Origin of the sequence: Rudaea sp. (assembly GCF_047601565.1) — a bacterium.
GTDB lineage: Bacteria > Pseudomonadota > Gammaproteobacteria > Xanthomonadales > Rhodanobacteraceae > Rudaea.
In genome coordinates this window covers 3,219,500-3,233,340 of the sequence record NZ_JASGIY010000001.1, presented here as the reverse complement: position 1 = coordinate 3,233,340, position 13,841 = coordinate 3,219,500, and the positions used below count along the sequence as shown (strand labels likewise).

The following is a 13,841-nucleotide window of genomic DNA, read 5'->3' as shown; positions in this document are numbered from 1 at the left end:
AGCAAGCGTCCGTTCGTGGCGCCTGAAGATCTCGCGCATCGCAACGCCACGCCGGGGCATCCATGCGTGGCCGCCCGCCCCGCGTCGCGCGCTGCCGTGCGCGTCGCATGGCTCGGCTCGCGTACGGCGCATGAGCCGTTTTCGCAGGAACTGCGCTTTTCCTTGTTGAGGGCCGCAACATCGCCGCGGGATCGTTCGCATCCGGCGGTTGCGCGCCCGTGAATTCGGCACATCACACGTAGAACGCTTCATGCAACCGCGCCCTGCCCCCGGCCGTCTGCGGCCCGACATTCCCGGCATCCGCGCCGCCTTCGCCGCATTGTCGATGCTGCTCGCCGGCATCGCGCCCGCATCGGCGCAGACGATCACGACGGTTGCCGGCGGCGCGGTCTGCGACAACGCCAGCGCGCTGGCCGTGTCGGTGGCGCCGGGCGGCGCCGCGGTCGATGCGGCCGGCAATCTCTACGTCGCCGCGCTCACCTCGCACGCCGTGTGCAAGATCGCGCCCGGCGGTGCGATCAGCGTCGTCGCCGGCAACGGCACCGCGGGATTCAGCGGCGACGGCGGCGCGGCCACGTCCGCACAGTTGAACTATCCGAACCACGTCGCCCTCGACGGCAGCGGCAACCTGTACATCGCCGACAGCAGCAACCAGCGCATCCGCAAGGTGACGCCGGCGGGAATCATCAGCACGATCGCGGGCAACGGCGCGCCGGCCTTCGGCGGCGACGGCGCGGCCGCGACGGCGGCGCAGCTTAACTATCCCTCGGGTCTCGCGTTCGACGGCAGCGGCAACCTGTACATCGCCGACACCGTCAACCATCGCATCCGCCGCATCTCCGCCGGCGTGATCAGCACGGTCGCCGGCACGGGCACGGCCGGTTATTCGGGCGACGGCGGCGCGGCGACGGCGGCGCAGCTCAACAGTCCGTACGGTATCGCGCTCGACGGCGTCGGCAACGTCTACGTGGCCGACCGCTACAATCACCGCATCCGCAAGATCACGGTGGCGGACGGCAAGATCGCCACGATCGCCGGCACCGGTGCCCAGGGTTTTTCGGGCGACGGCGGACAGGCCACGGCGGCCACGTTCAACCTGCCGCACGCGGTCGCGGTCGATGCCGCCGGCAACAACGTCTACGTCGCCGACTGGCAGAACCATCGCATCCGCAAGATCACCACGGCGGACGGCAAGATCGCCACGATCGCGGGCAACGGCATGCCGAACTTCAGCGGCGACGACGGCCCTGCCGCGTCGGCGCAGTTGAACCTGCCGCAGTCGGTGGCGCTCGACGGCGCGGGCAACCTGTTCGTCTCCGACTACAACAACTTCCGCGTGCGCAAGATCGCCGCGGCCGACGCCGCCATCGCCACGGTGATGGGCAACGGTTCGCCCGGTTGGAGCGGCGACGGCGGCGCGGCGACCGCGGCGCAGCTCGGCAGCTATCTGCACGTCGCCGCCGACGCGGCCGGCAACGTGTACGTTTCGGACAACGAGAACCATCGCGTGCGCAAGGTCGCCACCGACGGCACGATCAGCACGTTCGCCGGCAACGGCACGCAAGGTTTCAGCGGCGACGGCGGCGCGGCGACGAGTGCGCAATTGAATTCCCCGACCGGCATCGCATTCGACGACTCGGGCAATCTCTACATCGCCGAACAGCTCGGCAACCGCATTCGCAAGGTTGCCACGGACGGCACGATCGACACGTTCGCCGGCAACGGTTCTTTCGGCTTCAGCGGCGACGGCGGTGCGGCCACCGCGGCAAGTCTTTTTCTTCCGACGGGCGTCGCTGCCGACAGCGCCGGCAACGTGTACATCGTCGACAGTTCCAACAGCCGCATCCGCAGGGTCGGCAGCGACGGCACGATCGACACCGTCGCCGGCAACGGCACGCAGGGGTTTGCCGGCGACAACGGCCCGGCGATCGATGCGCAGTTGAACAACCCTGCCGCCGTCACGATCGATCGCGCCGGCAATCTCTACATCGCCGACGCCAGCAACCATCGCATCCGCAAGGTGGCGGCGGACGGCAACATCACCACGATCGCCGGCACCGGCGCGCTGGGATACTCCGGCGACGGCGGCGCGGCAGCGAGCGCGAGCCTGCTGTTGCCGAGCGGACTGGCGTTCAATCCGCTCGGCGAGTTGAACATCGCCGACTGGTATGCCGACTCGGTGCGCAGGATTTCCGCGGACGGCACGATAAGCCGCGTAGCCGGCAACGCCGGCGGCAATGGCGGTTTCTCCGGCGACGGCGGCAACGCCATCGACGCGCTGCTGAGCAGCCCGCACGACATCGCCTTCGACGCGGCCGGCAATTTGTACATCGCCGACAGCGCAAACCGTCGCATCCGAAAAATCGCCTCGCCCTACACGCAGAGCACCACCGGTTTGCGCATAGACACTCCCGCGTCCGCCGTCTTTGGCGAAAGCCTCGCCATCACCGTCACCGTAGGCGCCGCGTTTGCGCCAACGGGCACGGTAGCCGTTTGTCTGGACGGCGATTCCGATCCGGATTTCTTCTGCTGGCCGCAGTTCGTATTCCCATGCACCGACCTGCCGCTTTCACCCAGCGCGACCCCGGGGGAATACGTCGCCACCTGCACGACGTCGACGTTGCCGGTCGGCGACCATTCCATCGCCGCGCTTTTTTCGGGCGACGCGCTCAATTCGCGCAGCTTCAATCTGTCCTCGACATTGACTGTCGCCAAGGCAGCGACCTCGGTCGGCGTGACCGCCATTGCGCCGGGCAGCATCGTGCTCGGCCAGTCCGCCACGGTGACGGTCGCGCTCTCGGCCACCGCGCCCGGTGCCGGCACGCCGAGCGGAACGATCACGATTGGCGACGGCGTGGTCAGCTGCAGCTTCTCCACGCCGGCCAACGATAACTGCTCGATCACGCCGACCGCGCCGGGCGCGCGGCCGATCACGGCCACGTATTCCGGCGACGCAGACTTCCTCGCCAGCACCGCGAGCGGAGCATTCCTGCTGGTGAACGAGCCGACGCCGACCCAGACCCCGACCACGACCACGCTGAGCCTCGCGCCGAATCCGGTCGCGACGAACCAGGCCGTCACCGCGACGCTGGCCGTTTCCGGCGGCTCCGCGCCGACCGGCGCAAACCTGCGCGCGCCGGCGAGCGCTTTGCCCGCGGCGGTGACCGGCACGGTTGTCGTCAGCGGCGGCGGCCAGCAATGCACGGCGACGCTCGACGGCGCGGGCGCCGGCAGCTGCACGCTGAGCTATACGACGCCGGGCAGCTATGCCGTCACGGCGAGCTACTCGGGCGACGCGCAAAACGCGCCATCGAACGCCAGTACCAATCTCGTCGTCAACGCGGCGGCACAGCCAGCCGCCGCCGTGGCCGCGCCGGCGCTGTCGTGGTGGGCTTTGCTGGCACTGATCGCTGCGTTTGCCCTGCGCGCGCGCAAGACGATCGCCGGACGCTGATCGACACGCAATCTGCTGCGGATGGATTGCGAAACCATCCGCAGCGGCCCGCAGACGCAATTTGCAGACCACTGCGTCGAGTGCGACGCGGAAGGCCCGAATACATGCCGCGACTTCCCTTCGTCTTCGCCATCTTGCTTCAATTGGGCGCGCTGCCCGTTGCAGCAGCGCCGCCTTCGCAACCGGCAGCGACCCACCCCAATGTCGAAACCGCGTTCCGCTTCGGCATACCGCGCGACTACGCGAGCGCGCGCGGTTTGACCAGCGTGCGCGAGCCGCAGCAGCTCGCGGGCATCGGTGGCCGCGACGCACTTGGCTACGCGCAGCGCCTGATTCCGGCCGCGGCCCGTGCGTGGGCGCGCATGCGCGCGGCGGCCGCGCGCGACGGTGTCGAATTGCGAGCGGTGTCGACGTTCCGCAGCGTCGAAGTGCAGGCGGCGATCGTGCGCGCGAAGCTCGCGCGCGGGCAGCCGATCGATGCGATCCTGCGCGTCAATGCGGCGCCGGGATACAGCGAACACCACAGCGGCCGCGCGATCGACATCGCTACGTCGGGCTATGCACCGGTCGAAGAAGAATTCGAGCGCTCGCGCGCATTCGCTTGGCTGACCAGGAATGCCGGAGCCTACGGCTTCGGCATGAGCTACCCACGCGACAACCCGCATGCGTTGGCGTACGAACCCTGGCACTGGTGCTGGCACGGCGACGATGTGGAAAACGCGTCGCCGCGCACGCAACTTGCGGTAAACGACGATCCGCAGACGAACCTGCCTGCCGATACGCGCTGATTCCACCTTGCGGGCTATGGGCTGACCGAAGATTCGGCGGGTCAAGACCCGCCCTACGCAACCGATTGCGCAAATCGCGAAGAGCCGGGCGCAATGAATTGCGCCCCTGCGGGCCGAAGCCGGCATCCCCGCTTTCGCGCGAATCACGGCATATTCGGATTACCGCGCAGCAGGCTTCAACGCCGCGCTCTCCTGCGCGCCGCGCGGCGAAGCGCGGCGAACGCGATCATCGCGGCAAGCGTGAACAGCGCGGCGCGGCCCGCGGCCGGCGCGGACACCGTGCTTCCGTCCGTGGTGGTGCCGTCGCCGCCGGCGGTATCGACCATCAGTTGCGCGGTGCCGCTCGACGGCAGGAAGCTCGTGCCGTCGCTGAACGAGGCCGTCAGCGTGCGGAGGCCGGGCGTGGCGAAGACCAGCGTGCAATCGCCGCTGCCGTTGATGATCGCGGTGCAACTGACCGTACCGTCGGTGACGATGGCGCTGCCGTCCGGCACGGGCACGGCGGTCGGAACGGCCGCGACCGCGCCGCCGCGGCGGAAACGATCGACCGGGCCCAGACTGACGTCGACGTGCATCGTCACCGGCTGGTTCGCCGTGGCGGGGCTGGGTGAGGCCGTCAGCGTGGTCGTGGTCGGGATAGCGGTGCCGAGTTGCACGCCGAAGTCGAGGCCGCTTTGCGTGTCTGTTTCGTCCTCCGTCGTGATCACGCGAATGCCGTCGATGACCGCGTCGCCTTCGCCGCTGTAGTGCCAGCCGGGCAACGGAATCGCCTGCGGGTTTTCGGGGCCGTTACCCGTGAACAGCCCGACGTTGGTCAGTACGAGTTTGTACGTGCGATCCTGCGTCAGCGGCCCGAGCGTCCACGTGCCGTCGGTTGCGACCTGGCCCGACTGCACGATGTAGCCGGCCTCGTCGACCGCGTAGATGTAGGGCATCGGATTGGCGCCGGCTTCGGCGCCGTTGCGCACGCCGTTGCCGTCGAGATCGTCGAACTCGGTGCCGGAGAGCACGATGTCGTTGTTGCAACCGTCGAACCACGGCGTGTCTTCGGTCGCCGCGTCCCAGTCGGCGTTCGCGGCGAGGTTGAACAGGTTCCGGCACAGACTGGCGAAAAAAGAGGCAGAGGCAGGGCTCGGCACCGCCGGCAGATCGCCGCTCAACTGGTTGTAGCCCACTTCGAGGTCGATCAACTGGCTCAGACCGGCAAGGCTCGGCAGCTTTCCGGTCAAGCGATTGTCGTCGACGTAGAAGACGGACAGATTGGCGAGCCCGGTCAACGACGGGATGTGCCCGGTCAACTGATTCTGGGTGATGATGAAGGTGCTCAGAAGGGCAAGCCCGCTCAACGACGGAATGGGCCCGCTCAACTGGTTGTCGCCGGCGATGAACGTGGTCAGATCGGCCAGCCCGCTCAACGAGGGGAGGGGGCCGCTCAACTGGTTGACCCCGACGTCGAAGACTTGCAACTGGGTCCAGGCGGAAATATCCGGCAACGATCCGCTCAACTGGTTGCTGTTGACGGTGAAGATGTTGATCGACGTGGCGGAGAGATCGGGGATCGTTCCGCTCAACTGGTTGCCGTCGGCGTGAAAGGAGGTCAGGTGAAGGTTGCTGCCGAGGTCGGCGGGAATCGGGCCGGTGAATTGGTTGCTCATCAGAAACAAGTCTTCGAGGTGCGCCTGGGCCGCAAAGCTCGGCAGCGTGCCGCCGAGTTGGTTGTTTCCGACCAGGAGCGAGGTCAGCAGCGGCGCTCCCGACAGGTCGGGCAGCGAGCCGGTCAGGTGGTTGCCGCCGACGCTGTACGTCACCAGCGCGGCATTGCCCGACAATGGCGGAATGATTCCGCTCAGCTGGTTTTGCGCCGCGTCGAAAACGATGAGTTGCGCGAGCCCGGCGAGGTTCGGCAACGTGCCGGTGAACTGGTTGAACGCGAAACTTGCCCCCGTCAGGTTCGACAGGCCGGTCAGCGCCGGAATCGCGCCGCTCAGGCTGTTCTGATACAAAACCAGTTTCTGCAGCGCGGTCAGGTCGGACAAATCCGGCAGCGTGCCCGCAAGGTTGTTCTGCTGCAGCTGGATTCCGGTCACGTGGTCGCCCGCGCCGTCGCAGGTGATGCCGGCCCAGCCGCATTCGCTGCCGGCCGCGCCTTCCCAGCCGCTGTCGTCGGTCCAGTGCGCGCCGTCGGTCTGCGTGTAGATCGCATCGAGCACGGCGCGCTCGCTCGAAGGAATCGCCGCCGCGGCCGGCGGCGTGGCGCAAAACGCCACGATCAGCAGCGCGGCGAAGGTTGAATCGCGAAAACGAAAGCGGCAACGTTGCATGGCGATTGTCATTCCGAGTCGAGCAAGACGCTCAGTTTCGGATAACGCTGCCTTGCGCCGCTCTGCGACATCGCCTCCGCTGCGGTTCGCGCGGAGGCGCATGCGGCTACCGCGGTGGGGTAGCCGCGTCGGGATAGAGGTCGGCGCGACCGCTTTGTTCGCGCAACAGCTTTTTCGTGGCCGTCGCGAGTTCGGCGGGATCGGTCACGAGGGCGATGGCGGCTTCTGCCGTCTTGCGCGCGTCTTTCGGGCGGCCCAGTTCGCTGAGTACCTGCGCTTTCTGCGCGAGCCACCAAATGGTGCGGCTCTTGCCCCTGGGTTCGATGCGTTGCCACGCCGACAGCAACGTGTCGTATTCTCTCAGCGCCTCGTCCTTGCGCCCCGCGCGCCACAGCGCTTCGGCGCGCGTGCTGCGTATCAGCACCGCTTCGCGCGAGGCGCCGCGGCTGTCGCGTTCGAGCAACGCCAGCGCCTCGGCGCACAGGCGCAGCGCTTCTTCGGGATGATTGAGGCGAGTCTCGACGTTCGCGAGCGCCCCGAGCGGACGTGCAAAGCTCGGATGATCGGCGCCGTACACGTCGCGATAGGCCCCGAGCGCGCCCGTCAGCGCCGTGCGCGCATCTTCGTAACGTTGCTGGCGATACAACGACATGCCGAGATTCTGCCGCGCGCGCAGGCAGGCGTCGGTGCGGAATGCGCCGCGTTCGCAGATCGTTATCGCCGCACGGTAGTGCTCATCGCCGCTCGCATAACGCTGCTGCATCACGTCGGCGTAACCCATTTCCACCCGCGTCTCGGCGATTTCCGCGTGGTCGCCGCCGTAGAGGGTGTTCTGCATTGCCAGCGCCTCCTCGAACAGCGCGCGCGCCTCCGCATACTTTTCGCTGCCCACGAGCACGCTGCCGAGATCGCGCAGCGTTCTCGCGATCACATCGTGCGGCGCTTCGTAGATGCGCCGCTTGAGCGCCAGAAGTTCGCGAAAATCCTTCTCGCTGGCCGGCCGGTCGCCGACGCCGTCCTCGGCGACGGCGAGGCTTTCCGTCGCGGCGACGTAGCGGTCGTCTTCGACACCGTGGAGTTCCTGCCAGCGCGCGATCGCCGGTTTGAGTTCGGCGATCGCCTCCGTGTAGCGTTGCGCGCCTGCGAGCGCGCCGCCGAGCGCGAACTTTGCCGCAACCGAGTCGATGCCGTCGGCGCCCGAAAGCAGGCGCACCGCGTCCACGGCTTCGCGTCGATGCGCAATCGCCTTGTCGTGGGCGGCGGTGGCAAGCTCCGCGTCGCTGAGCACGTCGAGTGCGCGCGGCAGCGCGGGATCCGCCGATGCGCGCAGCGAATCGAGGCGCCGGTCGATTTCCGCGATCGCCTCGGCGTTGCGCCCGGCCTTTTGCTGCGCTTCGGCATGCAGCACGCGTGCAAGACGTTCGCCACGCGCCTCGCCTGCCGCCGCGGCGGCGCTCGCGGCTTCGTCGAACAGCGCGCCGGCGCTGGCGAACTCGTCCAGTGACAGATCGACCTCGCCGAGCGTGCGCAGCACGTCGGCGCGCGTGGCGGCGTCGAGATTCGCCTCGACGATCCGGCGCTGCGCCTGTTCGACCAGCGCCTGCGGCGTCGGCTTTTGCTCGCGTGGCAGATGCGCACGCGCCGTGTCGAACAGCTCGATGACGAAATCGCGCACGGTGTTCGCGCGCCGCGCCTCGTTGCGCGCGACGTGCGCCTGCCACAGCGCGAGCGCGAGCGAGGCGAGCATCGCGGGGACGAGGATCGCGGTCACGCTCACGCCGCCGCGATGGCGGCGGATGAACTTGCGCGTGCGGTACCAGCGCGTCGGTGGATGGGCAACGACCGGGCGCCCGTCGAGATGACGTTCGATGTCGTCGGCGAGGGCGCCAGCCGAGGCGTAACGGTGCGATGGCTCGCGCTCCAGTGCCTTCAACAGGATGTTGTCGAGGTCTCCGCGCAGCTGTCGCTGCAGCGGCGCGGCATCGCGGCTGCGCAGCGCGTTGCCCGCTCCGGAGAGCGACGATGGACGCCGGGGTTCGCTGCCCGCGTTCACATCGGGACGCCGGCCGAGCAACATCTCGTGCAGCAGCACGCCCAGCGCATAGACGTCGGTCGCTGTCGTGATCGTGCCGCCTTGCACCTGTTCGGGCGCGGCATAGCCCGGAGTGAAGATGCCCATCGTGCCGGCGGTGCCTTCAGTATCTTCCTCGATCAGCTTGGCGATACCGAAGTCGAGCAGCTTGGGTTCGCCGTCGGCAGTGACGAGGATGTTCGAAGGCTTGATGTCGCGATGCACGATCAACATGCGATGCGCGCCTTCAACAGCGCGGCAGACTTCCACGAACAGGCGCATGCGCCGGCCCGTGTCGAGATCGCAGCGCTGCGCATGCTCGGTGATTGGCACGCCGTCGACGAACTCCATGACGAGATAGGGAATGCCGGCGTCGGTGACGCCGCCGTCAATCAAGCGCGCGATGCGCGGATGATCGAGGCTGGCGAGCACGCGGCGTTCACGCTGGAACAGGCGCTGCTCGAGTTCGGAAAACAGCCCGCGACGCAGCAGCTTGATCGCGACCTGCTGCGCGAAGTCGGCATCGACACGCTCGCCGAGGAACACTGCGGCCATGCCGCCCTGGCCGAGCTGGCGCACCACACGGAACGCGCCGATCCGACGACTGACGAGGGCCGCGGATGCCGCGTCGGGAAAAGCCAGCCGCGCTGCCTGCTCGCCGACCGGCATGTCGAGGAAACCCTCGTTGGCATCGACCGCCAGCAGGCGGCGCACGGCGATGCGTTCGTCCTCGTCCGCGACGTTAGCGACCAGCCATGCCTCGCGTTCGGCCGGCGGCAACTCGGCGACGGCGTCGAACCAGTCGCGCAGGCGATTGAGCGTGTCGCCCGCACGCGAGGTCAAGTCGAAGTCCGGGTCGTCGGCAGGTTGCATGCTATGGGTAACGCTGCACTGGCGAGCCTTGCGACATGGCAAAGGCGCTCGCTCATTCCAGCCAATCGTTGAGGAACGCGCGCGCGAAACGCCAGTCGCGCTCGACGGTGCGCCGCGTCAATCCGAGCACTTCGGCGATCTGCTCGACCATCAAGCCGTCGAAATAGCGCATCTCGACGACGCGCGCGGCACGCGGCTGCGCGCGTTCGAGTTCGTTCAACGCCTTGTCCAGCGCGACGAAGCGCTCGGCGCTGTCGATGACGAGTTCGTCGTTTTCGCCGCCGCCGGTGACGCGCAGCCAGTCGCCGCCGGCGCGCAGGCGCAGGCGATCGCGCGCGTAGTCGCTGAGCAGATGCCGCATGGCACGCGCCGCATAGGCGAAGAATTTCGCCGGGTGGTCGAATTGCAGCTCGCGCCTGCCGCCGATGCGCAGGTAAAGCTCGTGCACCAGCGCCGTGGTGTCCAGCGTGGCGCCGGCGCGGCGCTGGCCGAGTTGGCGGCTGGCCATCGCCTTAAGCTGCGAATAGACCGCATCGAACAGCGCGTCCGCGCCCTGCGGCGACACGGCGGCATCGGCGGCGTTGACCGGTTTCGACATCATGGCGCACTCCGGCCCGCGGGATGCGGGCTGGCGCGCATTATCGCAGAGCGGTGCGGGCCGGTCGTGCGTAGCCTCGCCAAAAACCCGATGTTTCGCATTGCCTGCCCGCACGCCTCGCGCCTGCTTTCGCAACGGATGGAGCAACCGCTGCCGTGGTCCCAGCGCCTGCATCTGCTCGCCCACAGCGTGTCGCCGGCCAGTTCGCTGCGATGCGGCTTGCCATGGAGGCATGTCGTAATAAAGACTAGGCACGGGCCAACCAGGAGAAACGCAATGCTGCAATTCAATCCGGGCCAACTCTACTTCCTCGGCCGCGAAGCGAGCGATCGACTGCAACAGGCAGCCAAGCTCGGCCTCGAAGGCAGCGATCAGGCCTTCGACCTGACGATCAAGACCGTGCAGTTCCACGTCGACGCGATGACGCGGCTGATGACGCAGACCAGCCACGTCAGGGACATCGCGAGTCTGCGCCAACTCTGGTCGGAACTGTTCGAGCTGATGCGCGAGTCCATCGCCACGAGCAACGCCTCGCAAAAACAGACGATCGAGATGGCGCTCAAGGCGACCGAGCTGTTCTACACGAACATCTTCGAGCAGAGCGCAAAGGCGGATGGCGCGAAGGCGAAGCCCAAGCCCGCGTCCGCAAAAGCACCGCCCGCGCCAAAAAAGAAGAAGCGCTGAACGCTTTTCTTCCCTTCCTCCACCGGGAGAAGGTGCCCGAAGGGCGGATGAGGGAAAGGCCCTGCAGAATTCGAGAGGGTTCAGCGCGGCTGACGCTCTTCCCTCATCCGGCGCTTTGCGCCACCTTCTCCCGATGGGAGAAGGCAAGCAAGAGCTTCACGTCCGCGCCGCAAGCCACTCGTGGATCGCCGCCGGCACCTCGCGCTGCGCACGGCCGGAAACGTAGATGCCGATGTGGCCGCCCTTGAACGCGAGTTCGGTGTAGTCGTCCGAGCCGGTTCGCCCGCGCAGCGCGCGCGAGGCGTCGGGCGGCACGAGGTGGTCCTGCTCGGCGAAGATGTTGAGCACGGGCACGTCGAGGTTCGCAAGGTCGACCGACTTGTCGCCGATCTTGAGGCCGCCGTTGACCAGTTTGTTGCCCTGGTAGAAATCCTTGATGAACTGGCGGAACGCGGCGCCGGCCTGGTCGGGGCTGTCGAAGATCCACTTCTCCATGCGCAGGAAGTTTTCCAGTTCGGCCTTGTCGTCGAGGATGTCGACGAGGCCGATGTATTTCTGCTGATTCAGGCGCACGGGCTTGAGCATCAGGTAGCAGTAGTTCATCAGGTCGGCCGGCACGTTGCCGAGCGCATCGACGAACAGGTCGACGTCGAGATGGCGCACCCAGTTCGACAACATGTTGTCGCGCGTCTGGAAATCGACCGGCGTCACCATCGTGATCAGGTTCTGGATCTTTTCCGGATAGATCGACGTGAAGCACAGGCTGAACGCGCCGCCCTGGCAGATGCCGAGCAGGTTGATCCTGTCGAGCTTGTGGCGTTTCGCGACGACGTCGACGCAGCGGCGGATGTAGCCGTTGATATAGTCGTCGAGCGTGAGGTACTTGTCCGATCCGTCGGGATAGCCCCAGTCGATCAGGTAGACGTCCTCGCCGAGCGCGAGCAGGTTCTTGACCAGCGAACGGTCGTCCTGGAGATCGACCATGTACGGGCGGTTGACGAGCGCATAGCTGATCAGGATCGGCGCCTTGGCAGTCGGCTTGTGCGGCCCCTTGAAGCGGTACAGCACGAGTTTGTCTTCGCGGTAGACCTCTTCCTTGTCGGTCGCGCCATAATGGACGTTGTCGAGCGTGCGCAGCACCTTCAGGCCTGCGGCGATCTTCTGATGGAATTTCTGCGCTTCTTCGTACGCCTTCTGCGGCGTGATGCGGATCGGGTTGAACATGACTTGGCCTCCTTTGTGGCCGCCCTTCCGGCAAGTGCCGAAATGCGGCCTTCGCTCTTTTCTTCAGCGTACCGTGCGCACGACCGGGTAGCGGCTTGCGCCGGATACCGAGCCCGAAGTTACTTCTTCTTGCCGCTTTTCTTCTGGGGCTTGCCACCTTTGCTCGGCTGCGCCATCTGCGCGGCGGCGGCGCGCCGCGGCGGCTTGCCGACGACCCGGCGGCGCATCGCGGCGACGGCGTCGGCGAAGGAACGCACCTGTGGCTTGCCTTGGTCCGCCACGACCGGCCGCGGACGCACCACCGCAGCCGGCGCGCGCGATTTCGCGGCGGCGCGGCGCGGCTTTTGCGCTACGGGTTTCCGAATCACCTCCGCGGGCTCGGCGACCTTGGCCGTAGCGGGAGCCGCCTTCACCTTCGCATTCGCCTGTACAAACGACTTCTTCAGCGCCGCGACTTCATCGCGCAACGCTGCGACTTTCGCCTCGACCACGCCATCGTTGCGCTCGACGCCGCCATCGCGAACTTCCCGGCGCAGATCGTGTACACGCTTGCTCAGGCTGTCGACTTCGGTGCGCGTCGGCATGCCGAGTTCGCGGCTGACACGCTCGACCTCGATCTGGATCTGCTTGCGCACGCGCATCTGCGCGTTGGCGAGTTCGCCATAGGCCTTGCTGAATTCCTCGGACAACGCGATCTCGGCATAGGCGTCCTCCATCGCGTCGACCCACAGGTCGTACAGCGCCTTGAGCGAGTCGATCGCGCGGCCCGGCTCGCTGCGCTCGGCGAGTTTGCGCTCGAACAGCTCGTTGCCGCGCTGGGCCGACTTGAGCATGAGCCGGTTGTATTCGCGCAGCGCCCGCTGGTACTCGACCAATGCGAGCGCAGTGCTCTGATAGTGCTCCTGATGCTCCCGCGCGAGGCCGAACGCCGGCATGCTCAACCACGACATCCCCTCCTTGCGCATCTGTTCGACGTACGGCGCGAATGCCGCCGGCAGTTCGGCGAAACCCTGCGCGCCCTTGCCGACCACTTCGCGCAGCGCCTTTGCGAATGGATGCGCTGCGGGATCGAAACCGGGAACGTTCGCGCCGAATGCACCGCGCGTGGCCTCGAACCAGCCCTGCGCTGGATTCTCCGTCGCCGTGCCTGAAGACGCCGCGCCGAACAGCGACTGCATCATGGCCATGTATGCCTTGGCGCTCTCGGTCAAGCGCTCGGTGGTCTCGCTCTGCTTGCCGGCATCGACGAAAAGGCGTGACCATTGCTCCATGCCTTCCTGCCATGGCGGCTGCGAATTCTGCCCCGCAGCCATGAACGGATTGACCGGCGGAAATCCAGGGAAGCCGAAACCCTGCGCCGGAGACGCCTGCGCGAACGGATTCGCAGCGGCAGCAAATGGATTGACCCCCGCGAACGGCGGCGAGCCGGCAGGGGGCATCGCGAACGGCACTTTCTGCGCGAGATCGGACCAGACATTGAAATACTGGCGCTGCAACGCGTCCCAGTCCTTCATCCAATCGTTCATGCTCTTGTTTTCGCTCATGCACGCCTCCAAGGGGATTTCGATGCTAGCACGCGGCCGCAGCCGTCGCATTATCCGCATGGCGAGAATTCGCCGAGCTGGGCACCGTCGCGCCCGGCCATCGCACCGACCTGCTGATCCTCAAAACCGATCCGACGCTCGGCGTGAAAAATGCCGGCGATATCGATTCGGTTTATCTGGCAGGCGAAAGGCTCGACCGCGAAAAACTGATCGCGCACCCGAAGGGGTGACATAAGGGTTTGGAACTCCCTGTGGAACTGTGAGTTCGCAGATGGGAGGAGACG

General features: G+C 66.8%; 9 protein-coding genes. 3 read left to right on the top strand and 6 right to left on the bottom strand.

The genetic code is table 11. The annotated features are described in order from the left end of the window. Positions 1-250: 250 nt before the first annotated feature. Together QM741_RS14245 and QM741_RS14240 are read left to right on the top strand one after the other, a co-directional pair. Positions 251-3,454 (top strand): Ig-like domain repeat protein, encoded by a 3,204-nt coding sequence (locus QM741_RS14245; RefSeq protein WP_415208330.1) that lies wholly within the window; start codon positions 251-253, stop codon positions 3,452-3,454. A 104-nt stretch (positions 3,455-3,558) separates the two neighbouring features. After that, positions 3,559-4,242, top strand: a complete 684-nt coding sequence (locus QM741_RS14240) for a M15 family metallopeptidase (protein WP_415208329.1) — start codon at positions 3,559-3,561, stop codon at positions 4,240-4,242. A gap of 176 nt (positions 4,243-4,418) precedes the next feature. Here QM741_RS14240 and QM741_RS14235 read toward each other — a convergent pair whose 3' ends face one another. The 3 genes from QM741_RS14235 to QM741_RS14225 all read right to left on the bottom strand — a co-directional run bounded on the left by QM741_RS14235 (position 4,419) and on the right by QM741_RS14225 (position 10,108). Next, positions 4,419-6,563: a hypothetical protein gene (locus QM741_RS14235; RefSeq protein ID WP_415208328.1), complete on the bottom strand. Its 2,145-nt coding sequence runs from the start codon at positions 6,561-6,563 to the stop codon at positions 4,419-4,421. A gap of 106 nt (positions 6,564-6,669) precedes the next feature. Next, the gene (locus tag QM741_RS14230) at positions 6,670-9,507 is read right to left on the bottom strand and encodes a protein kinase domain-containing protein (RefSeq protein WP_415208327.1); all 2,838 of its coding nucleotides are present in this window, start codon (positions 9,505-9,507) and stop codon (positions 6,670-6,672) included. Between the two features lie 52 nt (positions 9,508-9,559). Then, the gene (locus QM741_RS14225) at positions 9,560-10,108 is read right to left on the bottom strand and encodes an ECF-type sigma factor (RefSeq protein WP_415208326.1); all 549 of its coding nucleotides are present in this window, start codon (positions 10,106-10,108) and stop codon (positions 9,560-9,562) included. A 273-nt stretch (positions 10,109-10,381) separates the two neighbouring features. Here QM741_RS14225 and QM741_RS14220 point away from each other — a divergent pair, with 273 nt between their 5' ends. Next, entirely contained in the window at positions 10,382-10,789 is a 408-nt protein-coding gene (locus tag QM741_RS14220; RefSeq protein WP_415208325.1) for a hypothetical protein, read from the top strand. 156 nt (positions 10,790-10,945) lie between these two features. On the opposite strand, the gene QM741_RS14215 is transcribed toward QM741_RS14220, so the two are convergent. From QM741_RS14215 to QM741_RS14205, 3 genes are all read right to left on the bottom strand, one after another. Beyond that, positions 10,946-12,013, bottom strand: coding sequence for a class III poly(R)-hydroxyalkanoic acid synthase subunit PhaC (locus QM741_RS14215; protein ID WP_415208324.1), 1,068 nt, complete (start codon positions 12,011-12,013; stop codon positions 10,946-10,948). 119 nt (positions 12,014-12,132) lie between these two features. Beyond that, positions 12,133-13,557 (bottom strand): class III poly(R)-hydroxyalkanoic acid synthase subunit PhaE, encoded by a 1,425-nt coding sequence (gene phaE, locus QM741_RS14210; RefSeq protein ID WP_415208323.1) that lies wholly within the window; start codon positions 13,555-13,557, stop codon positions 12,133-12,135. Positions 13,558-13,607: 50 nt separating this feature from the next. Continuing rightward, entirely contained in the window at positions 13,608-13,790 is a 183-nt protein-coding gene (locus QM741_RS14205; RefSeq protein ID WP_415208322.1) for a hypothetical protein, read from the bottom strand. Between the last annotated feature and the right edge of the window lie 51 nt (positions 13,791-13,841).